Origin of the sequence: Psychrobacillus sp. BL-248-WT-3 (assembly GCF_012843435.1) — a bacterium.
Taxonomy (GTDB): Bacteria; Bacillota; Bacilli; order Bacillales_A; family Planococcaceae; genus Psychrobacillus.
This window is the reverse complement of the sequence record NZ_JABAFC010000001.1, coordinates 166,486-188,486: the sequence shown is the minus strand read 5'-3', so window position 1 is coordinate 188,486 and position 22,001 is coordinate 166,486. Positions and strand designations below refer to the sequence as shown.

19 protein-coding genes are annotated in these 22,001 nt (G+C 36.8%); 4 read left to right on the top strand and 15 right to left on the bottom strand.

The annotated features are described in order from the left end of the window. Positions 1 to 167: 167 nt before the first annotated feature. The 5 genes from HF876_RS00945 to HF876_RS00925 form a co-directional block, all read right to left on the bottom strand. Complete coding sequence (locus HF876_RS00945; protein ID WP_169358164.1) at positions 168 to 1,520, bottom strand: amidohydrolase family protein; 1,353 nt, start codon at positions 1,518 to 1,520, stop codon at positions 168 to 170. Positions 1,521 to 1,950: 430 nt separating this feature from the next. Continuing rightward, entirely contained in the window at positions 1,951 to 2,820 is an 870-nt protein-coding gene (locus tag HF876_RS00940) for a serine/threonine-protein kinase (RefSeq protein ID WP_169358163.1), read from the bottom strand. Between the two features lie 100 nt (positions 2,821 to 2,920). Next, on the bottom strand, positions 2,921 to 3,856 hold the full coding sequence (locus HF876_RS00935; protein ID WP_169358162.1) for a DUF2268 domain-containing putative Zn-dependent protease: 936 nt from the start codon (positions 3,854 to 3,856) through the stop codon (positions 2,921 to 2,923). A 98-nt stretch (positions 3,857 to 3,954) separates the two neighbouring features. Beyond that, on the bottom strand, positions 3,955 to 4,701 hold the full coding sequence (locus tag HF876_RS00930) for an SDR family oxidoreductase (protein ID WP_169358161.1): 747 nt from the start codon (positions 4,699 to 4,701) through the stop codon (positions 3,955 to 3,957). A 227-nt stretch (positions 4,702 to 4,928) separates the two neighbouring features. After that, positions 4,929 to 5,999, bottom strand: coding sequence for a citrate/2-methylcitrate synthase (locus tag HF876_RS00925; protein ID WP_169358160.1), 1,071 nt, complete (start codon positions 5,997 to 5,999; stop codon positions 4,929 to 4,931). A 103-nt stretch (positions 6,000 to 6,102) separates the two neighbouring features. Here HF876_RS00925 and HF876_RS00920 point away from each other — a divergent pair, with 103 nt between their 5' ends. Then, positions 6,103 to 6,984 (top strand): LysR family transcriptional regulator, encoded by an 882-nt coding sequence (locus tag HF876_RS00920; RefSeq protein WP_169358159.1) that lies wholly within the window; start codon positions 6,103 to 6,105, stop codon positions 6,982 to 6,984. Positions 6,985 to 7,114: 130 nt separating this feature from the next. Here the strand turns inward: HF876_RS00920 and HF876_RS00915 are convergent, their stop codons facing one another. After that, positions 7,115 to 7,474 (bottom strand): YolD-like family protein, encoded by a 360-nt coding sequence (locus tag HF876_RS00915; RefSeq protein ID WP_169358158.1) that lies wholly within the window; start codon positions 7,472 to 7,474, stop codon positions 7,115 to 7,117. 228 nt (positions 7,475 to 7,702) lie between these two features. Between HF876_RS00915 and HF876_RS00910 the strand changes: the two genes are divergently transcribed. After that, a complete protein-coding gene (locus tag HF876_RS00910) occupies positions 7,703 to 8,335 on the top strand; it encodes a CPBP family intramembrane glutamic endopeptidase (protein ID WP_169358157.1) in 633 nt (210 codons plus the stop codon). A gap of 84 nt (positions 8,336 to 8,419) precedes the next feature. Here HF876_RS00910 and HF876_RS00905 read toward each other — a convergent pair whose 3' ends face one another. The 7 genes from HF876_RS00905 to HF876_RS00875 form a co-directional block, all read right to left on the bottom strand. Continuing rightward, on the bottom strand, positions 8,420 to 9,412 hold the full coding sequence (locus HF876_RS00905; RefSeq protein ID WP_169358156.1) for an LLM class flavin-dependent oxidoreductase: 993 nt from the start codon (positions 9,410 to 9,412) through the stop codon (positions 8,420 to 8,422). Positions 9,413 to 9,806: 394 nt separating this feature from the next. Continuing rightward, positions 9,807 to 11,123: a dihydrolipoamide acetyltransferase family protein gene (locus tag HF876_RS00900; protein ID WP_169358155.1), complete on the bottom strand. Its 1,317-nt coding sequence runs from the start codon at positions 11,121 to 11,123 to the stop codon at positions 9,807 to 9,809. Positions 11,124 to 11,173: 50 nt separating this feature from the next. Further along, positions 11,174 to 12,157, bottom strand: coding sequence for an alpha-ketoacid dehydrogenase subunit beta (locus tag HF876_RS00895; RefSeq protein ID WP_169358154.1), 984 nt, complete (start codon positions 12,155 to 12,157; stop codon positions 11,174 to 11,176). Then, positions 12,157 to 13,167: a thiamine pyrophosphate-dependent dehydrogenase E1 component subunit alpha gene (locus HF876_RS00890; protein WP_169358153.1), complete on the bottom strand. Its 1,011-nt coding sequence runs from the start codon at positions 13,165 to 13,167 to the stop codon at positions 12,157 to 12,159. The genes HF876_RS00895 and HF876_RS00890 overlap by 1 nt, the downstream gene beginning before the upstream one ends. An 18-nt stretch (positions 13,168 to 13,185) precedes the next feature. Then, positions 13,186 to 14,616 carry a dihydrolipoyl dehydrogenase gene (gene lpdA / locus HF876_RS00885; protein ID WP_169358152.1) on the bottom strand — a complete coding sequence of 477 codons (1,431 nt, stop codon included), beginning with the start codon at positions 14,614 to 14,616 and terminating at the stop codon, positions 13,186 to 13,188. Between the two features lie 85 nt (positions 14,617 to 14,701). Beyond that, complete coding sequence (gene bcd, locus HF876_RS00880; protein ID WP_169358151.1) at positions 14,702 to 15,796, bottom strand: branched-chain amino acid dehydrogenase; 1,095 nt, start codon at positions 15,794 to 15,796, stop codon at positions 14,702 to 14,704. Between the two features lie 82 nt (positions 15,797 to 15,878). Beyond that, positions 15,879 to 17,897, bottom strand: a complete 2,019-nt coding sequence (locus HF876_RS00875) for a sigma 54-interacting transcriptional regulator (protein WP_169358150.1) — start codon at positions 17,895 to 17,897, stop codon at positions 15,879 to 15,881. 129 nt (positions 17,898 to 18,026) lie between these two features. On the opposite strand from HF876_RS00875, the gene HF876_RS00870 reads away from it, so the two are divergent. Then, on the top strand, positions 18,027 to 18,278 hold the full coding sequence (locus HF876_RS00870; protein WP_169358149.1) for a DUF2627 family protein: 252 nt from the start codon (positions 18,027 to 18,029) through the stop codon (positions 18,276 to 18,278). Positions 18,279 to 18,486: 208 nt separating this feature from the next. Here HF876_RS00870 and HF876_RS00865 read toward each other — a convergent pair whose 3' ends face one another. Together HF876_RS00865 and HF876_RS00860 are read right to left on the bottom strand one after the other, a co-directional pair. Beyond that, a complete protein-coding gene (locus tag HF876_RS00865; protein ID WP_169358148.1) occupies positions 18,487 to 19,212 on the bottom strand; it encodes a glycerophosphodiester phosphodiesterase in 726 nt (241 codons plus the stop codon). Next, complete coding sequence (locus HF876_RS00860) at positions 19,205 to 20,692, bottom strand: DUF342 domain-containing protein (protein ID WP_240949547.1); 1,488 nt, start codon at positions 20,690 to 20,692, stop codon at positions 19,205 to 19,207. The genes HF876_RS00865 and HF876_RS00860 overlap by 8 nt, the downstream gene beginning before the upstream one ends. A 683-nt stretch (positions 20,693 to 21,375) precedes the next feature. On the opposite strand from HF876_RS00860, the gene HF876_RS00855 reads away from it, so the two are divergent. Next, positions 21,376 to 21,918 carry a hypothetical protein gene (locus tag HF876_RS00855; RefSeq protein ID WP_169358146.1) on the top strand — a complete coding sequence of 181 codons (543 nt, stop codon included), beginning with the start codon at positions 21,376 to 21,378 and terminating at the stop codon, positions 21,916 to 21,918. Positions 21,919 to 22,001: the final 83 nt, after the last annotated feature.

Here is a 22,001-nt window from a genome sequence, read left to right as displayed (position 1 = left end):
CAATAAATCACTTAGATATGAATATATGTGTGAATTTAAGAGATTAGTACACAAAAAATTATAGATTTCAATTATGATGCGAGTTTACGAGATTTTAATGCATATAAAAACAGGAGAGGCTTTAGTAATTGCCGCTCCTGTCAAAGATTCTATCTTATTATTTTTGATTAGCCTGATTTGTAATTGGTATCTAGAAAACTATTCATAAATTCCTCTACAGATTTTTTAATATTCTCCTCCACAGGAACTTTTTCAAGTAATTCATCTTGCGTATATACAGTCCCTCCCTTAATAATACTATGAATTTCTTTTGTGCAACGTATGTCTTTTAAAGGATTTTTTTCTAGTACTACCATATCCGCAATTGTTCCTTCTTGAATGACTCCTATATCTTGTCTATTAAGAGCATCTGCTGCATTTATTGTAGCTGTCCTTATCGCATCTATTTCAGATAGACCATTTTTAACGAATAGCTCTAGCTCTCTGTGAAGCGCCATACCAGGAAATGTGAAAATACCAGCAGGAGTATCAGTACCAGCTACCACTAGGCCCCCTAAGTCAAAATAAGCTTTGGTAATAGCTTTGTTAAAGGTATGTTGCATTCCTAATATACTCAATGAACTTGTATTTTCAATAAAGCGTCTCCAATGCTGCATTAACACCGAATTCTCTTTAATTTTGTCCATTATCTTTTCTTCAGAATACCAGTAATTCCGCATTAAATTGGCTTGGTCATACAAAACCATTGTCGGACAAAGCACAACATTATATTCCACCAATACTTTACAAACATCTCTAATCTTTTTCTCATCAGGATTCTCCCAGTCAATATCCTTCCATACGTCTTCATTTGCTTGCATGGTCCATTCTGGGAAAAGATCTTTTAAAATACCTGAAGCATGCTCGTTCCATTTAATACCCATTTTAGCAGCATCCGTTGCAGTTACATCTACGGAATGTATTAAATCACAACTGACTTCTCTCTGATGTTTTTTTGCTTCATCGACGACTACTTCCATTATTTCTTTCGATAACCACCCATACACCTTAATGAAATCAGCACCAGCTTCAACCTGCCTTCTAACCTCTGCTCTAGCACTCTGTGCATCATTTACATTTATGTTCCATGGACTATTTTCACCCCACAACCCAGGTGGTCCATCGATAATTCTATCTGAGGAAATAACTCTTGGTGTTGGTGCACCGTCATTCGCATGTATTAGGTTTTCTAATTCACCAACATTTCCGCCCGTATTACGAACGGTTGTAACGCCCGCTGCAGTAAAAATAGGAGCATAATCCTTTTTCATATGTACGTGCATATCAATTAAACCTGGTATTACATACTTTCTTTTCAAATCATAAATAACCGCTTTTTTATGAATATTACCAATCTGCTTGTGGGCAGAAAAAATTCTAGTAATATAGCCATTTTGGATAAGAAGATGTGAATAAGTAATTTTCCCAGTAATTACATCTACTACATTAACATTTTTTAATAATAATACTGCATTCTCCATGGCGCTCTGTCCTTTTCTCCCAGGTATAGGTAAGATATAAAATAGTTGTGATAATTATCTTTGATTTTTTCTTATGTTTCAAAAGGTCTCATCTTTCTATTTCCCCGATTTCTCTCTTTTTCAAACACGGTGTTTGCTTCAGTTACAAAGACTCTTTTTTGTTTATAATCTCATTAATTTCATTAAATAGTTTGCTAATCAAATATTCTTTTTTAGAAGTTATGCATTAACTAACCTAGAAAGTTAATTGGATGAGCATAAGCTACTTTTATTATTCTATCTAGCTAGTTCTTATTCCTTTTAGATACAAAAATATAATTTTCTAGAAACTGATTCATTTCTATCATACGGAAAAAGTGTAAACAAAAATGCCTCTTGCAGTAACTATGCAAGAGGCACGCTCTATACTTTTAAATCCAGGTTACAGCTATTACACTTTTTGGGGAGGATCAGTACCATATTCCTCTACGTAAAACTTCCATTCAGTATAGAAATCTATTACTGATGCATAACGATTGTTTCTATTCTTTTCCACTGCTTTCTTAGCGACCTGATATAATTCTCTCCCTGCTTCCCACGTATCATAGGAACGGTCAAGAGCTCCACCAACTAAAGCGAATGCCATGGCTCCCATATTGAAAACATTGGATCGACCATCAATTTCGGATGCAATGGTAAACTCTTCTGGTGACATAAATCTGGAAGAGCCCCAAAGCCTTCCTACTTGGTTATAAAACGGTTTTACTTGGTATAGATCCACGTCACATATTTTAGTTATATTTTGTTTAAAGTCATATAAGATGCTTCCATCGTAAAAGTCTATCGCTACATAATTATTTTTTTCTACATGAACGTGAAATTCAAAAATAGTTGAAAGAGATTGTAAGCGTAATTCAAGTGGAAGTTTTTTAAATCTCTGACAAGCAGAATTTAGTTCAACATTTTTTTGTATATTTAATCCATCAAACCATTCGAATACTAGTACAAACCCTTCCCGGAGCTCTAAATGATCCACTAGTTTAACTAGGTAAGGATGTTCTAACTCTTTATACACATCCTTTGCATTTTTGAGTTTTTTAATGGCTTCTTTAAGATCTCCCGCATAGTTTATAGTTTGAGCACCAGCATATTTTATAAACCTTTTCACATTCCCCTTCTGTACACCAAATGAGATATTACCTGAATCTTGCCGATCAAAGACACAAAAAACCTCTCCAAAATCGTTCAGCCATTTAAAATCATGATGTTCTTTTAACTGAAAGGACACACCGTCTAACACTAATGATTGTGCATATCTCATTTTCGTTCTCCTTCCATAAGAAATTCAAATTCACATTTTTAAAAAGTTCTCGGCTTTGTAAGTTGAGAAAGTAAATTCATGGTAATCTCCTACGCTCTCTTTAGTCCGTATATTGACTCTTAGCTAGTATGTCTTGTGCTGACATTTTGGTCCATTCCCCTATTGAAACGTCACGGTTTTCTTTCAAAAAGTTTTGCATAATCTCATAACCAATCTTGTAATTAGTCCATTTAGCTATCCCTTTAAAATGATTACCAATGAAAAGGAAATTCCATATTTCTGATTCCTCGGAGTTCAAGTTTTCCATGAAAACCTCCCACCCATGCTCCTTATAATAACCGGAAAGAGGCTGTAGCCAAGCTGGTTCCATTTCTGGATAAATGATTTTTGCAAACGTATCTGCCTTTCCCTCCAACACACTTCGCTCTAGCAAGGTCTTAGCACGGCCACTTTCCATTGCAACCGTATGATGATATTCATGTGCCACGGTATACTTTAGAGAGCGCTCTGTAAAAAGAGGATTTATCATTAAAATAAAACCTTCTTTATCTATCGCTAATCCACTCACATATTCTAATTCTTTTAAAGAAACTTCCTCACTAAAGGAAGGAAATATATAAACTTTCTTGTCTTCTCCTGGGAGCTTGTCTCCCGAATCCTCTAGAGCTTCTTTAATCCATCTGTCTATATCATCTTCTTGTGCTCTCAATTGCGTAAGATATTCCCTAACTTCATCTATCTTTGTGGGTTCTGATATTTCTTCATATAAAGAAACTGTATGGTTTGTGCTTTCACCGAAGGCTTTCATGACTTCTTGCTGAAATAATACTTTTATATTATCTGGTTCTTTTTCTGCCTTCTCGATAAAGTTCTCGTATTCATCATAAAATTTGTATAATTCAAATTGCTGACCGTTGTGCTCTAAAATCACAGGATTTTCATCCAGCAATATTTCTGGTTTTTCCACATCTTCGTTACATCCAAACAAAAGAAGAGAGATAACTACAAATATAAACATTCTCCAATAGTTAATCATTAATTTCCCCCAGTAAAGTTGATGAAAATGAAATAGATCTTTAACACAGTTTTATCGGGCCATCCATTAAACGCTATACAATGGATTCTTCTTGACGACTAGCCACGTACAAATCCACCCTCAGAATGAATAATTTGGCCAGTAATCCAAGCCGCTTCATCACTTGCCAGGAAGGCTACACTCTCTGCAACATCTTTTGGTTGACCGATTCGCCCCATTGGAAATTTCGGTAATAGATGTTCTCTTATTTCATCCGTCATCCAGGTAGAATCAGTCGGTCCTGGATTAACAGCATTTACTGTTATTCCTAATGGTGCAACTTCAGTCGATAATGATTTTGTAAAAGCTGTTATAGCAGCTTTGGTTGCTGCGTAGGCAAGCTCGCCGGGCATCGGGCCTAGCTCTTGACCTGATGTCATATTTATAATTCTTCCGCTTCTTAATTTACTGTTTTTGAAGCGCTTGGCAAATTCAACACTTAACAGAAATACTGTTCTCATGTTAACTGCGTAATGATCATCTATCGTCTTGCTGTCCAAATTTAAGTATCCATCGTTTGTGGAGTGAGCCGCATTGTTAACTAGGATAGTAGGCTTTCCTAGTTGCTCCTCTACAGCATCAAGGACAAGTGCGTAAGCCTCGGTTGCAGATAAATCAATATCCAAACCTACACAACGGACACCTAAGTTGTTTATTTCTTGTTGAAATTGTTGGATCCATTCACTTTCCGCTTTCCAATAGGTAAAGAATATATCCATTCCTTTAGAGGCTAATTTTCGACAGATAGCAGTCCCAATGTCTCTATGATTACTTGCTCCTGTTACTATTGCTATTTTTTTACTCATCTGTATCCCCCTTGTGAATCTTAAGCAAAAAGATAGTTACTTATAAATAAAATAAGAGGTTCACAAATTTATAACCTCCCTCTTATAAAATGTCTCCTATCATTTTATATCAGAATAGTCAAAATTAATATGCATTTTATACTATTTACTGTAAGAACTTACTAATTTATTCTTATACAAAATAAAAAAGGTTCCTGACAGCTGTCAAGAACCTCCACGTTTCTTACTTATTTTAGTTCCCCTACATAAATGGATTGTGGGCGGAAAATAGTATTGTCTCTAATTTGCTCAATTGCGTGTGCTGTCCATCCAACCATTCTTGCTGCACTAAATGTCGGTGTAAATAGTTCCGCTGGCATGTCAATTGAACGCATGATCGCTGCAGCATAATATTCTACATTTGTGTATAATTTACGCCCCGGCTTATGTTCTGCCAGTAACTCAATAATCTCCTTTTCCGCTATAGTCGCTATGTCTAGCCAAGGATCTTTCCCTTGCAGATTTAGACATTTATCTCTCAGTAAAATAGATCGCGGGTCTTCAGTTTTATAGATGCGGTGACCAAAGCCCATAATTTTTTCACCGCTCGTAATCTTATCTCTTACAATATCTCTAATCATTGTAGGATTTTTAAACTCATTGAGTAGTGAAATTACTCCAGAAGGCGCACCTCCATGCAATGGTCCCTTCATTGTTCCTAATGCTGATGTTACTGCTGCAGTTAAGTCTGACTCGGTTGAAATAGTTACTCGAGCAGCAAATGTCGATGCATTCAAACCATGCTCCATCGTCAGCTTTAAATAAGTTTCAAGTGCTTCAACTTGCACATCTGTTGGCACTTCCCCATTTAACATCCATAAATAGTTTGCTGTATGGTTAAGCTCTTGTTTAGGTTCAACTATCGGTAATCCTTTTTGATTTCGGTAATGCCTTGCAATAATAACTGGCAATGCAGCCGTTAAAATTACTGCCTGCTCCTCTAGCGTTTTTTCCTTAAATTCTGAATGTGCAAAGGCAGATATTGCTGTTCTCATGGCATCCATTAAAGAAACATCGCTTGGAAGAGCATCAATAATGGCGATTATATGATTTGGTAACACTCTATATTCTTTCAATGATGCCAAGCTTGTATTAGTTCTTTCCCCTGACCATAAAAAGCTTGCGATATCTTCAAATGTCCCTTCATTTATAAGCTCATCTACCTTCACACCTCGGTATCTAAGCTCACCCTTCTCCCCGTCCACTGATGCAATTTTTGTATGAACGGCAACTACATCCTTTAGTCCCTTTTGAAACATACGAAACGCCTCCTTTTTCTTTATTATATTTCAAAACATTGATAATAAAAATTAAATATATATAATTATATTAATTAAAAAAATTAATTGAGTGGGTGTACATATGGAATACCATTGGTTAAAAACATTTTGTGTAGCAGCAGAAACCTTAAACTTTCGAAAAGCCTCTGAGAAATTAATGGTTTCTCAGCCTAGTGTTACTGTCCATATTAAATTACTTGAAGAATATTTAGGTACCCCTCTTTTCGATCGAGTAAACAATCGTGTTTCTCTTTCAGAGGCAGGCAAATATTTTCTTCCAGAAGCTATGCGACTTGTCCAACAAACAGATCATAGCGTCAACAATGTACGTGCATTCGCACAAGGGTATCGTCGAAAATGGACTATTGCCATTTCTCCGCTTATGGCAGAGACAATCCTTCCTTACTTTTTAAAGACTTTCTTAAAGCGTCATCCAGACTTAGAGATAAATATTCGGGTAGAGGAATCCAATCTAATTGAGGATTTAGTAGATACAGGTGAAGTAAATATAGGAATATCAGCAATTGATTCTCAGAAAAAAAATATAGAATCTATTTCTATTTATGAGGACCCTATTCTATTTTTAATGCCTTACGATGGTTTTGATGAAGAAAATGGACCCCCAATAGATATTAAGGATATTCTTCAAAAAAATTATCTTTTTACACACCATCATCCTGTGTTTTGGGATGAACTGTTATTAAAGCTGAATAAGCATGTAGTTGGATTAAGAACGATGAAGGTTACGCAGGCACACATAACTAAACGCTTTATACAAGAAGGACTCGGTATATCCTTTCTTCCTCACTCTATTGTGAGACGAGAATTAATCGAGGGAAAGATGATGCAACCACATTTTGATTTGTTTGAACTGCCTACAGTTTCTACATTTATAATTGTTAAAAAGAAGGGGGTGCTCGAAGAAGAGTTTATATCCCAAATTTCCAAATATTATTTTGGGTAAAATAAGTATATGTATGAGCAGGAACTTTCTTCATACTTTCACTTTCAAATCAAAACAAAAACGTAAAAAAGTTGCTGTTTTTTACGTTTTTGTTTTATTGATTACCTACATCAGCATCTTTTATCTACAATTACTCTAGAATAGTGACATCAACTATTTCATCAATCTTTACTTCATAAAAACGATAGGGATCGTCTAACTCAAGAACACGCCTATTTAAATCAATCCATTGAATCGTTCCACGATGATATAAAAATTCTCCATCCTTCCAACGTTTAACTTTTATATCTACATTTCTTTTCATAGCAATTTCTATTTGTTCCTGAATTGCCTCGTAGTCGAATTCGTTTAGATCTGGGCGTGGAACTTTTTTTATCTCCTCATGATAGTCTCTCAGCATTGTTACATGTTCTGGCAACATCATAGCCACCCATTTTTTCGAGCCTCTATCACGTATTTTAGATAAATCAAACTCCTCGAAATTAGTCATCTCCATCACCTTTCTTTTTTGACTATTATACAGAACACACGTTCCTAATACAACCGCCAATTTATACCTAGGCATGAAAAGCCTTTGCATATTAGTTATCCTTAAGAAAGTAATTGCTTAATAAAAAGTCGCCATTATTGCCAGTAATATTATTATTAATGTTGTTTTTAAATGGATATTTATGTTAAATTTATAGTAGGTTCCGATATTACAGAGAGGGAGATCAAGATGATTGCAACTAACAAAAATAGTAATACATTAAATAATTTTGTGTATGCCGTTTTACTTATGCTAACAGGATATGGAGTGAGTTATTTTAATAATCAACTTTTTAACGGATTTGGTACATTTATTTGGTTTACTATTTTCATTTTATTATCCATTAGTTTTAGTTCGGTTAGAAATTTAATTGTACCTTTAATAAACTTCAAGCCATTTAAAAGTTCTTGGACATATCTATATATGTTAGTAGGAATTATGATCCCCTACCTAATATTAAAGTTAAGCGTTCATTATGAAATTCTAATGGACCGAAGTCTTATCGTTAATTATAAAAATGGTTGGCTTGAGGGTCCCAACCAACTTTCCTTAATAGATGCTGTCATCTTAGCTCCAATTTGGGAGGAGCTTCTTTTTAGAGGGGTACTACTATTTGCTCTATTGAAAGTGGTGAAGCCTGTATGGGCTGTAGTTTTAACTTCAATACTTTTTTCTCTTTTCCATCCTGCCTACCTATTCCTTTCACTTATTGCAGGGATTTTATTAGCTTGTATTACTATAAAAACTAAGTCTGTCATACCCTCCACGGCTATTCATTCAACCTGGAACTTATATACTGGAAAGCTATTTCTTTTCTTTTAATTGATTGGCGCATTTTAATATAGCAATTCAAAAGGGAGTAAATTAAAAAAGGCCCTGCATATAGCAGAGCCTCGAATAAATACACTACATTAATTCTTTTGCTAGCAATCGGTAAACGTCTAGTCGTTTTTGTTGAGAGTGTGGAATACTACAAATCATCACTTCATCGAAGCCATAATGTGCCTGCTCCTCTTGAAGAGTGTTAGCTACTTCTTTTGCAGATCCTACTAAGTGGATTTTGCGATTTTCTTGAATCATCATCCGATCCATTTCGGTTAAAGGATAATTTTGTGCCTCTTCCGGTGTCATAAGCTGGCTAATCTGTCCTTTCATAAGTGAAAGTCTAGAAATATCTTGAGGTAGCGCCTCAAATTCCGCCTCTTCCTTAGTTTCTGCAACAGTTACTAAATAGGTTACATTGATTTCTGGCTTTTCCATAAAGGCTGAAGGTTTAAAATTCGAACGATAAGCATCTAAAATTGTTGGAGTCATCCCACCCTGGAAGAACTGAGCAAATGAATAACCTAGTCCCATTTGTCCAGCCTTAATCGCACTGTTCCCAGTAGATCCAAGTAGCCATGCTTCAGGAAGTACGACGTTCGATGGTGATGCAATAGTTCTATTATAGACACTGTCCTCAGGTACCTCATCATTTAAAAGCTCCAGTGCTGTCCCTAACTTTTCGTATAAATTATTCACCATAGGCGGACGTCCTTCTGAAAGAGCGTACATCGCATAGTTGTCCCCGCCCGGGGCACGTCCTACTCCAAAGTCAATTCTTCCTGGAGAAAAAGCACTTAACGTTTTAAATACCTCCGCCAGCTTAAGCGCTGAGTAATGCATCATCATTACTCCACCCGTTCCAATTCGAAGGTTTGTCGTTTTCGCAGCAAGTTGAGCAGCAATAATTTCTGGAGCTGAGCTTGCAAAAGCACTTGTTCCGTGATGCTCCGCCATCCACATTCGGTGATAGCCGAGCTCATCAGCTAAAATTGCTAGTTCTTCTGCTTTTTTCAATGCATCTATTGCATTATTTCCTTTAGTGATCGGTGCTTGATCTAAGACACTTAATTTCATATATATATTCGCTCCTTCGTTTGCAATACATTCTCTACTTTCTATTTAAATGCTATAGAAATAGTAAGAAAAAGTAAACGAAAGGGTCTTGGAATTTCCTAAATAGATAATAAGGGGAGCCTCTTTAAAAGAGACTCCCCACACCTAAAGAGCGGACACGCACCTACAGGTAAGAAAGTGTCACCTAAACAGATAAAAAAGCCCGCCTTGGCGGACTTTTTTATTGGAATCGGTCGGTTTTTACACATAATCGGTTGGTTCAAGCCGATAATCGGTCGGTCACCCTGAATAATCGGTCGGTCACCCCGAAAAATCGGTCGGTCAACACTCACTCGAGACCATCCCTCAATTTATATCTAATTTTTGGACACCTATTGCTAGCTCTAGGTGTATTTTAGTATACTGAAGTATTTTCTTTCGAAATGTTTTCTAATATTTCTTTTACACGAGCCAAGAAACGACCACAAACTAGGCCATCTAATACACGATGATCAAGAGATAAGCATAGATTCACCATATCTCTAGCTGCAATCATGCCGCCCTCCATAATTACTGGTCGTTTTACAATAGACTCTACCTGAAGAATTGCTGCTTGTGGATAGTTAATGATCCCCATCGACTGAACAGAGCCAAATGAACCTGTATTGTTTACAGTGAAGGTACCACCTTGCATTTCATCAGATTTTAGCTTACCAGAGCGGACTTTTCCAGCTAGCTCCATTACTTCTCGAGCAATGCCTTTAATCGTCTTTTCGTCTGCATGCTTAATTACCGGAACAAATAAGGCATCATCTGTTGCAACTGCAATTGAAATATTGATGTCTTTCTTTTGGATAATTTTGTCGCCAGCCCACATAGAATTCATCATTGGAAATTCTTTTAATGCTTGTGCAACTGCTTTCACAAAGAATGCAAAATAAGTAACATTAAAGCCTTCTTTTTGTTTAAATTCATTTTTAATCGAATCACGGTATTGTACTAGGTTCGTCACATCTACTTCAATCATCGTCCAAGCGTGAGGTGCCTCATGCTTACTACGAAGCATATTTGCAGCAATTGCTTTACGGACACCAGTTACTGGAATTTCGATGTCACCTGCTCCGACTGGGACATTAATAGCAGCTGGCTTTGTTTGAGTGTTAGTAGGAGCAGAAGCTATAGCCGCTTTTTCCTCCACCTTAGCCTCGCTAGCTGGAGCTGCTTGTGGAATGTCTCCACTTTCTATTATTTTAAGTAAATCTTTACGAGTAATTCTACCTTCATTACCAGTACCTGTGACTAAAGAAAGGTCGATATCATGCTCCTGTGAAAGTTTAAGAACTGCAGGTGAGTAACGAGCTTTTGCTCCTTTTGCACGGTCTGCTGGCGCTGACTGTGCATGCTTATTCACCTCAGCAGGTTTAACCGTTTCAGCAGCTGGTTCTTCAGGCGCAGCTTCCTTTACCTCTACGATTTCTTCAGAAGAGCCTCCTTCTGTTTCAATCGTACAAACGATTTCTCCTACTGCAAGTGTATCTCCTTCATTGGCAATTAGTTCTTTAATAACTCCCGTGAAGGAAGAAGGTACTTCTGCAGTAACTTTATCTGTATTAACCTCAGCAAGTGCGTCATACTTATTGACATGATCGCCTGGTTTTACTAACCATTTTTCGATTGTCCCCTCGGTTACACTTTCCCCAAGCTGAGGCATTTTAATTTGTTCTAGTGCCATATGGGTTCCTCCTTTATAGATCAAATTTGCTTAGGCGTTTTTCCATTAGCTTAATATTCCGCCAGCTCACGCATTGCTTTTTCGACTTTGTCTGGATTAATCATAAAGAATTTTTCCATGGTAGGCGCATATGGCATAGCTGGAACATCAGGACCTGCAAGGCGCATAATCGGAGCATCTAAGTCAAACAAGCAATTTTCTGCAATAATCGCTGCTACCTCACTAATAATACTACCTTCTTTGTTATCCTCCGTTACAAGTAATACTTTACCTGTTTTAGAAGCAGCTTCTATAATTGAATCTTTGTCTAACGGGTAAATTGTACGTAAATCTAAAATATGAGCTGAAATACCGTCTTTTTCTAAGCGTTCTGCAGCTTGAAGTGCGAAATGGACAGCTAATCCATAAGTAATAACCGTAATATCTTCCCCTTCACGCTTTACGTCTGCCTTACCAATTTCAATCGTATAATCGTCGTCCGGAACTTCTCCTTTAATAAGGCGATAAGCACGCTTGTGTTCAAAAAACATAACCGGGTCCTCATCACGAATAGCTGCTTTTAACAATCCTTTCGCATCATACGGAGTAGAAGGAATAACTATTTTTAGACCTGGCTGGTTAGCAAAGATAGCCTCTACAGATTGAGAGTGATAGAGAGCACCATGAATACCCCCACCAAAAGGAGCACGAAATACGATTGGACAAGTCCAGTCATTGTTAGAGCGGTAGCGAATACGAGATGCCTCCGAGATAATTTGGTTAACTGCAGGCATGATAAAATCTGCAAATTGCATTTCTGCGATTGGACGAAGACCATACATGGCAGCTCCGATTCCTACACCCGCAATAGCTGATTCTGCAAGTGGTGTATCTAACACTCTATATTCACCGAATTCATCGTAAAGTCCGTTTGTTGCTTTGAACACGCCACCCTTACGACCAACATCTTCCCCAAGAACGAAAACGCGCTCATCGCGGGTCATTTCTTCCTTCATTGCAAGTGTTATTGCATCAATATAAGACATGATTGCCATTATGCGTTCCCCCCGTCTTTTTCAGCATAAACATGTTTTAATGCATCTTCTGGAGCAGCATATGGTGCAGCCTCTGCATAATCAGTTGCCTCATTTACTTCCTTCATAATGCGGTCATTGATCTCTTTTTCTAAATCGGTAGAAAGAATATCTAAATCTCTTAAATACTTTGCAAATGTAATAATAGGATCTAAAGCTTTTCCTTCTGCAATGTCTTCTGCCGTACGGTATTGTCTATCATCGTCATCTGATGAATGAGCTGTCAAACGGTAAGTAACGGCTTCTATAAGACTTGGTCCTTCTCCGTTTCTTGCGCGGTCAGCAGCTTCTTTTACTACTCTGTATACCTCGATTGGATCTTTACCATCCACCGTTACGCCTGGCATTCCGTAGCTACTCGCACGGTCTGCAACATTTTTACTAGCAACCTGACGCTCAAAAGGAACTGATATCGCATATTTATTGTTTTCCACCATTGTTATACAAGGTAATTGATGTACTCCTGCAAAATTTAAGCCTTCATGGAAATCTCCTTGGTTAGATGAACCTTCTCCTAATGTAACAAAGGTAATGAAGTCTTTCTTTTCAATCTTGGCAGCTAAAGCAACACCAACAGCATGAGGTAGCTGCGTTGTAACTGGTGATGAGCCTGTTAAAATACGATTTTTCTTTTGCCCAAAATGTCCTGGCATTTGACGACCGCCAGAGTTTGGATCCTCTGCTTTAGCAAATGCTGATAGCATTAAATCTTTTGGAGTCATACCGAAATGTAAAACTACCCCCATATCTCGATAGTAAGGAGCGATATAATCCTTTGTATTATCTAAAGCAAATGCCGCCCCTACCTGAGCTGCCTCTTGTCCCTGACAAGAGATAACGAATGGAATTTTACCTGCACGGTTTAACAGCCACATACGCTCATCAATACGGCGCGCCATTAACATCGTCTCGAACATTTTTAATACATCTTCATTTGATAACCCTAATTCCTTATGACGATTGTTTGTCATATAGAGATCCCCCTTTTTTTACATATGAATCGCTTTACCATCAACAGCTAACGCTGCTTCTCCCATTATTTCACTTAAGGTTGGATGTGGATGAATTGTATGTGCCATTTCCCAAGGAGTAGCATCTAGAACCATAGCCAAACCAGCTTCTGAAATCATATCTGTGACGTGAGGTCCAATCATATGAACTCCTAAAATATCATTGGTTGCCTTATCTGCCACAATTTTAACAAAGCCATCCGATTCACCGTATACAAGAGCCTTACCAATTGCTTTAAAAGAGAACTTGCCTACTTTTACATCAAATCCCTTTTCTTTTGCCTGTTGCTCTGTAATTCCAACACTTGAGCTTTCAGGACTTGCATAAATACAGCGAGATACAAGATTGTAATCCATTGGAATTATGTCTTCTCCAGCAATATGCTCTATCGCTGTAATCCCCTCATGGCTTGCTACATGTGCCAATTGAAGTCCACCAATTACATCGCCAATTGCATATATATGAGATTCTTTTGTTTGAAATGTGTCAGAAACCTGAATAAATCCATTTTCAATCACGATATCTGTATTTTCTATACCAATACCTTCTGTGTTTGCTTGTCTACCAACAGATACAAGCATTTTCTCAGCAGTAAATGATTGAGTTTCTCCATTAACTTCAGCAGATATTGTAACTACGTTGTCTGCTGTATCTAAAGTATCTGGAAGTACTTTTGCATTTGTTGCAAATGTGATCCCCTTTTTCCCTAGAAGCTTTTGCATTTCTTTGGAAATATCCTTGTCTTCCGTAGGAATAATTCGATCAGCGTATTCGATTACTGTTACTTCTACTCCAAAGTCGTTTAGCATGGATGCCCATTCTATACCGATTACTCCTCCACCAACTATGAGAATAGACTTAGGTAGCTCTGTCATTGCTAACGCTTCATCCGAAGTCATCACTAGAGATCCATCTATTGACAAACCTGGCAAAGAGCGAGGGCGTGAACCAGTGGCAATGACTACATTTTTCGGGATAAGCATTTCATTTTCTTCACCATTGTTCATCTCAACCGAGACGGTCCCCCCAGGAGACGGAGAGAAAATAGATGGCCCGAGCATTCTGCCTGTTCCTTCATACACATCAATCTTGCCTTTTTTCATCAATCCCTGAACTCCTTGGAATAATTGGTTCACAATGGATTCCTTACGGGCTTGCACTCTACTAAAATCTAATGTTACTTCACTCGTATTTACGCCAAAGTCGGCCGCATGATTTTTAGTAGTAGAAAAAACCTCCGCACTTCGAAGTAAAGCTTTACTTGGAATACAACCTTTATGTAAACAAGTACCACCTAGTTTGCCTTTTTCAACAATAGCTGTTTTTAAACCTAATTGAGCTGAACGAATGGCAGCTACATACCCACCAGTTCCTCCGCCAATAATTACTACGTCGTATTCTTTTGCCAAATAAATCCTCTCCTTCCAAATAAGAAGGCCGCTTTACAAAAAATCTATAAAGTCGGCCAATTTGCTGCTAGGATATAATTATTGATTAACGGCCATTTAAAATATGTTTTCCGTTTTGTAGAAATTGACTACGAGATTTGCTTACACGCGCGATACGCTCTTCAGCTAAACGGTCAGCAGCAACATAAGTTGGAATCCCGTCACGTTTTGAAATTTCAAAAATACGTTCAATTTTGTCATAGATACCTGCCACGCGTTTCATCGCACGGTCATGGTTGTAACCATATAATTCATCTGCTACATTGATCACTCCACCAGAGTTAATAACATAATCTGGTGCATAAACGATACCCATTTCATGAATCATGTCGCCATGTGTTGTATCTTTCAATTGGTTGTTAGCTGAACCAGCAATTACTTTAGCTTTCAACTGTGGAATCGTAGCGTCGTTAATAATTGCTCCAAGTGCACAAGGAGCAAAGATATCTACGTCCTGTGAGTAAATTTCATCTGTACCGACTTGTACTGCACCGAATGCTTCTACTGCACGATCCACTGATTTTTGGTTAATATCAGCAACGATTAACTTTGCGCCTTCTTCATGTAGGTATTCACATAGCGTATAAGCCACATTCCCAACACCTTGTACGGCAATTGTTTTTCCTTCTAATGAATCAGAACCAAATGCTTCTTTAGCTGCAGCTTTCATCCCAACGTATACGCCATAAGCTGTTACAGGAGATGGGTTACCTGAAGAACCAAACGCCTCTGAAATACCAGTTACGTAGTTTGTTTCTTCATGGATAAGGTCCATATCTGCAACTGTTGTGCCTACATCTTCCGCTGTAATATAACGTCCATTTAACCCCTGGATGAAACGTCCAAATGCACGGAACATTTCTTCATTTTTATCTTTTAATGGATCACCAATAATTACAGTTTTTCCTCCACCAAGATTAAGTCCTGCTGCCGCATTTTTATAAGTCATACCTTTAGCAAGACGAAGAGCATCCTCAATTGCTTCTTCTTCCGAAGCATAATTCCACATACGAGTACCACCAAGAGCCGGTCCTAATGTAGTGTCATGAATAGCAATAATCGCTTTAAGTCCTGAAGTTTTGTCTTGGCAAAATACTAATTGTTCATAATCATAAGTTTCCATATATTTAAAGATTTCCATTTGTAGTTCCTCCTAGTAGTTAAATTGGTGCTTGTATAAATGATTTATAGTAAATACCCCTATTTACGTGAACACTTTCCTTTTACACCAGATTGTGTTTTTCTAGCTTGTAATATAATGAGCGAAGAGAAATACTTAACTTTTTAGCTGCTTGTGACTTATTGCCATCGCAAATTTTAAGCGCTTGGGCGAGTACTCTTTTCTCCATTTCATCCATTTGGTCCGCAAGTGGAGCAATCGAATCTTCATCCTCCCCTTGTGACAACTGGAGCATCGATTTTGGTAAATGCTGTTCATCTACTAATCGTTCATTCGATTGAAGAAAAATCATGGAGCGGCTAATAATATTCTCTAACTCTCTGACATTACCTGGCCAATCGTAAAGACATAAGGTTTCGAGAGCTTCCTCTGAAAATCCTTCAATGTTTCTCCCAAACTCTTGGTTAAGTTTAACGAGCAATCGTTCTGCAAGAAGCGGAATATCCTTTTTTCTTTGTCGTAAAGAAGGTATATAAATCGGCATTCTATTTAACTGAAAATAGAAATCCTCCCTAAAGGTGCCATCTCTCATTGCCTTTTCCAAGTTAAGACTACTTGCAGCAATGATACGAACATCAACCTGCTTCGGGGTTGTGGCCCCGATAGGTATGATAATATTATCTCGCAAAACCTGTAGGAGCTTAGCTTGAGTTTTCTTAGTCAACTCACCAACTTCATCTAAGAAAACCGTGCCTTTATATGCTTCTTCTAATTTACCAGGATATTTGATGCCATCTTCCTCATATCCAAATAATTCACGTTCTAAAAGATGTTCCTCTAAAGAACTGCAATTAACTCGGATAAAAGGATAGCTTGAACGCCCACTTTCTCCATGAATGGCATGAGCAAACAAATCCTTTCCTGCACCGACCTCTCCCCTTAAAAGGACGGTAATTGGAACGTTAGCTGCTAGTTTAGCTTGTTCTATTGCTAAATTAATCTCATCTGAAGTCCCGACTATGTCTTCAAATGAATAAGTTGATTCTAGTGTTCTGATAATAGTTCTTGCGCGATCTAATTCCTTCATTAAACCTCGCATTTCAGTCATATCGTGAATAACACCGACACTACCCTTTAACTGGTTATTCACAATAATTGGAGCTACATTAACAATAACGTCCTTTTCTTGTTTTCCAACTCGAAGATTGACACCTCTAATAGGTTTTTTAGATTGAAGGACCTTTAAATGTATACTTTCGCCCTCCGAAATGTCGGCAGTAGCCGGCTTTCCTATTACCTCTTCTTCACTAAATCCAGTGATACGAGTGTATGCGGGATTTATCAATATACCTTTTCCTTCTTCATCCACTACCGAAATTGCATCATCACTTGAGTAAATGATAGCCTCGAGCATTTTTTGAATTTCCGTAAGGTTAGTAACTTCCTCTGCAAGACGAACGACCTCAGAGATATCCTTAAAAACCGCAAAAGCACCAATTCTTTTTCCTTCTTCGTTTACCATCGGGTATCGAGAAGTGACTATTTTGGTACCGCTTTCAAGAGTAAGTTCTTTGTGAAGCTCAATCTTGCCAGTTTCAAATATTCTCGGTAATTCACTTAAAGAGATTACATCTGCTACATGCTTACCTAGAGCATCCTCAACAAGAATTGAGGTCATTCTTTCGGCACTCTTATTGAAAAAGTTAACAATACCTTGGCTATTAATGCCAATCATTCCTTCTTCAATAGAATTAAAAATGAGTTCCTGTAATGCTTTTTTCTGATCAATAATTTGAATATATTTGTTTTTCTCTTCTATTAATGTAACGATTAAGTTGGCTATCTCGCCAGGAATCAGTACAGCTGTAGCCGGCCTATTTTGAAGTAATTCATAGAAAACTTCCTTTCGACCAGTCACATCAATAATGATTTGAATATCATTGCTTAACAAGCTTTTCCATTCCGAATAGGTTGGTATATTTTGTTGTTTAGCGTAGATCATTCCAGGAGCCTCATCATTAATATCAACAATAGCAGTAACCTGAAGGTAATCTGCCTGCTCTATTAATTTGAGAAGTGCATATCCACCGTTACCAGCACCTACAATGAGTATGTTTTGCAAAAATATGCACACCCCCACTTTTTTTCTGCAACTTATTGCATTTCTTCTATATCATACCGTAACTTTCTGACATTGACAATCCTAAACTTGGATGTAAAATTAAAATAGTAGAGAACAGGAGTGAAAAAAGTGGCTCGTTTATTGGCTTTAATCGTATTATTAATACCTGGAATTTTAGCAGCATTTGGAATCAAACTGATGAGAGATACATTTTTTGGTCTACAAATACTTCCACTTGGTGGATTAGCGGTACAGTTTATTTGTGGTCTTCTATTTACAGTTTTAGGTTTAGGATTTTTCGCAGGATTTCTACTCAATAGAGATAGAAAAAATGGAAAAGTTGCTCCACGATTTCAAAAGAAAAAGGACAATGACTTATAATTAACGCACTCAAATAGCCTGATCAGTGTCCACAGCTAGTCTTTATCTATTGATGAAGTATCAAATAAAAAAATAACGTTAAAAAAAAGACACTCTCTGTCCAAAATGAACAGAGAGTGTCTTTTTTTGCTTAAAGAGCTCATATTTGGGGCATTCACCCTTATTCGACATAGTATAACGAGTTCAATACTCATTTTAGCAAAGTTATTTATCTTTTGGTCCGATTTTGCTGTTCGATTACTTTCCTTGGATAATCCGTGATCCAGCCAATAACCGCCTCATGAGGATTTATCAAATATTTCTCGGTACCCTTAATGTTATAAAAACGCATGGGAAATCCGGCATCCCAAATCTTGTTCATCAGGTCAGTCCCGTAAAACTTTTTGTTAAGATGTATTGCCTCATAGTTCCGGTTAGACAATATCTGATCCCAACTAGAACTCTTTTTACCAATGAAAGCTGTTTTTGTTTTTATAGGTATTCTTTGAATAACTTCTAGAATGCTTTCTTCAAAGGAAGAATAATGCACATCCTTAATAGCCTCGGTCTTATAGACAACCTCTTCAATTTTTTCGGTTTTGCCAAGAAAGGATTCCTTGAATTCCACGTTTAACTTCATATTTGTTTGCTTAAAAAATGTAAGAAAATCCTCTAAGCTCAACACTCGTGAATATAAAAATCTGCGCACAATTGTTTTCCCGAGCTTTAGCTTAAGAATTTCCTCCGCTGCCATATCAGTGATTCTTTTATTGATACCAGCTAGTCTAAAAAAGTCTATATCATGGGTCACGAAAGCAATTCCATCTGCTGAAAGCTGTAGGTCCATTTCAATACCATCTACACCTATTTTACTTGCAGCTTCAAAAGACTTTAAAGAATTCTCTACATACTTTGTCGCTCCACCTCTATGAGCGTATACAGGTATATTAGACATTTAACTCCCCATTTTCTAACTTAAATTTTCCTTTTGTAGTACTTGCTACGAAGGTAGATTTATTACCTATTTGTATATAGGTACCCGGATTAGCTTCTTTTGTAACATTCACATAGTATTCCGCTTTACTTCTTAACATCCTTAAAATTCGTTGGATTTCCTTATCAGCTTCTTTCATTTCTTGCTGTAGCAGATTATATTTTTGTTTAACCTGTTCATACATTCCATTTTGTTGCGTTGTCATTTTGCCTTTGAACTGACCTAGCTGACTGATTTGATAGTTTAATTTAGTCGATTCTTCTTGATGCTGTACTATTTTTTCTGCTAGCATCTTTGCATTTTCAGTTAAAATTTTTCGATCGATCCCCTGTACAATTAACTCTGTCTTCCTTTCCATACTATTACTACTATATGCAGTAGTAATCGAATGAACTGCCACAGCTTTTCCACCAATAATCTTCCCCTTACGTTCGTCCAATATAATTTCATTGGCAAACATAGAAACACCAAGGGCATAGAAACCGATATGTATATTTTCCTTTGCGTCTAATGTACATTCATTTGCATGTTTAAGATATATATTATTATGAGCTTCCACCTTTGTTACTCCCCGTCCGAAAATGCCTCCTTTTATAAAGACATCTCCTTCAGCAGACTTGATCAGTTCAGCTGAATTAACGCCATCTTTCCCTTCAATAGATACATCTCCAGAAGCAATTACTGAATAGCCAGCCATTACAGTGCCCTTCACTTGAATTGACCCATCGAATTTCAAATTTCCTGTTTCTATACCGACATCTCCGTCAACTACCAAATGCTTTAATACAGAGAGAACCCCATTTACTTCTCCAATTACACCTTTTGTTTTCGAGCGAAGTACAATTTTTCCTCCCTCTTCTATTTCGTAGGCTGTCTTGGGATCGTATTTAAGGGTGATGTCGTCTCCAGGAGCAGCTTTAACAGTTTCCCCATATACATTCGTTCCATCCACCCCTTCTTTAGCGGGTATTTTCTCTCCTAACCATGAGCCCTCATGGATCTCTTTTAAAAAATTCATATCAAAATAATCTGCTTTACCATCTTCATTAATAACCGGTTTTTTTTCAGCCTGCGCTAAATAGCTTACTTGTGCATCTAAACCTTTCTGAGGTGGTGTACCTTGAGCTATAATAAACGGTTTTCCGGGCTTTAAAGACAATATATCTATGTTTTTTTTGCCATATGTAATATTATTTTTTTCTAATGCAATATGTATTTGAGATTGTACTTCTATTATATTTTCTTCAATATAGCTTGTTGATTCATTAACAGTTATAAGTGCCTGCATATAGTCTAAGCTAACATCTAACTCAACCAAATCAATCCAATTTCCAATTTCGATTGGTTCCGTAGACTTACCCGATAGAGCTTTTTTTAATGTCATAAAGCTTGTAATTTTAAAGCGAGGATTTTTTCGAGGATATTCTTCAAATTTTTTCAAACTGTATCCTTCTCTTTTGGTAAAAAGAAAAACCTTACCATCCTTTACAGACAAGGTTATGTGATCATTATCTTCTATTATCAAGTTTCTCACCCATTCCATATTATCTTAACTACTTACTTCATGTATTTTGAAATGACTCCCTTAAATTTGAGATTTAAATTCAGATGAAAGACACTTACTTTTAAAATCACCTGAGTCTTAATGACTATTCGAAAAACAAATCATTATACTTATTTAATATATATGATTAAGTCGGATAATACCATGAATTTTCTGGAAATTAGTTAGTTAATCTCATTTTATCACAATAATTTTCAATTATGAATTATTTTCATTTTAGCCAAAAAAAGTATCTATTTCTACGGAAATATCCATAAAATAAATGCACTATTTACTAAATCAGTTTCCGATATTAGATGATCTTATAGTGCAGTTGTGTTTTTAAACTTCCCCTCTGCATATCTCATGTAATCAAAGCAATGTAAGTTATTAATTCGGGAGTAACTGAAGTTAAAGGAGATGACAATAAGTCTAGTAAAACTGCCTTCTCAACTATAGATGACAAAAAAATACAGGTTATATATAAGAAGTCAGCCCAATAAGGTGACACCAAGTATGATTATGTTATAATAATATTCCCTTAATTTACCTAAATATTGAAGACGAGAGGAAGAATCCCAATGTCACTAACTCCAATTGAAAAAGCTAAAAAGGTATTACGAGGTATTGAAGAAGGCGACTATTTATTTGATATGCACGCCCAATGGAGAGTCGAGTATCATGACGAATACTTTAAATATTTTAATCATCCTGATCCCGAATTACGTAAGCGTTCTCTTCTTATCTTTATGTCTGGTCTTGGAGAAACGTGGCAGGGATCAACTCTCCTCTTCACCCCACTTAAAGAAAAAGAAAATGATGAAAATCCTATTTGGACTAAAATTTATCTTTTCGAGGATTACCTTAAATCATTCTTAGAAAATAGAGAAAGTATTAAAAAAGATTATCCCTTATTATATGAGGAACTGATAAGGTTTTTAATAAAGTTGGATATTAAAAAACGATTTGAAGATTCATATGTTGAAATTGATAAGGAAATTTTTGTGGAACTTAGAAAAGTCCTAGATGAATATAAAGATCTAAATGAATTTGGCGAATCATATTTTGGTGATTACAATGAAATATATAAAGAGTGTGGATTTCCACCATTCTCTTTCAAATGATAGATTGACACTGCAAGGGTCTTACCCTTGTGGTGTTTTTATGAAAAGCAAAGTATTATCAAAGGTATGATTTTTGACTTCAC

Coding starts and splice junctions, on each gene's coding strand:
- HF876_RS00945 (WP_169358164.1), bottom strand. CDS start 1,520: ATGGAGAATGCAGTATTATTATTAAAAAATGTTAATGTAGTAGATGTA.
- HF876_RS00940 (WP_169358163.1), bottom strand. CDS start 2,820: ATGAGATATGCACAATCATTAGTGTTAGACGGTGTGTCCTTTCAGTTA.
- HF876_RS00935 (WP_169358162.1), bottom strand. CDS start 3,856: ATGATTAACTATTGGAGAATGTTTATATTTGTAGTTATCTCTCTTCTT.
- HF876_RS00930 (WP_169358161.1), bottom strand. CDS start 4,701: ATGAGTAAAAAAATAGCAATAGTAACAGGAGCAAGTAATCATAGAGAC.
- HF876_RS00925 (WP_169358160.1), bottom strand. CDS start 5,999: ATGTTTCAAAAGGGACTAAAGGATGTAGTTGCCGTTCATACAAAAATT.
- HF876_RS00920 (WP_169358159.1), top strand. CDS start 6,103: ATGGAATACCATTGGTTAAAAACATTTTGTGTAGCAGCAGAAACCTTA.
- HF876_RS00915 (WP_169358158.1), bottom strand. CDS start 7,474: ATGACTAATTTCGAGGAGTTTGATTTATCTAAAATACGTGATAGAGGC.
- HF876_RS00910 (WP_169358157.1), top strand. CDS start 7,703: ATGATTGCAACTAACAAAAATAGTAATACATTAAATAATTTTGTGTAT.
- HF876_RS00905 (WP_169358156.1), bottom strand. CDS start 9,412: ATGAAATTAAGTGTCTTAGATCAAGCACCGATCACTAAAGGAAATAAT.
- HF876_RS00900 (WP_169358155.1), bottom strand. CDS start 11,123: ATGGCACTAGAACAAATTAAAATGCCTCAGCTTGGGGAAAGTGTAACC.
- HF876_RS00895 (WP_169358154.1), bottom strand. CDS start 12,157: ATGGCAATCATGTCTTATATTGATGCAATAACACTTGCAATGAAGGAA.
- HF876_RS00890 (WP_169358153.1), bottom strand. CDS start 13,167: ATGACAAACAATCGTCATAAGGAATTAGGGTTATCAAATGAAGATGTA.
- bcd (WP_169358151.1), bottom strand. CDS start 15,796: ATGGAAATCTTTAAATATATGGAAACTTATGATTATGAACAATTAGTA.
- HF876_RS00865 (WP_169358148.1), bottom strand. CDS start 19,212: ATGTCTAATATACCTGTATACGCTCATAGAGGTGGAGCGACAAAGTAT.
- HF876_RS00855 (WP_169358146.1), top strand. CDS start 21,376: ATGTCACTAACTCCAATTGAAAAAGCTAAAAAGGTATTACGAGGTATT.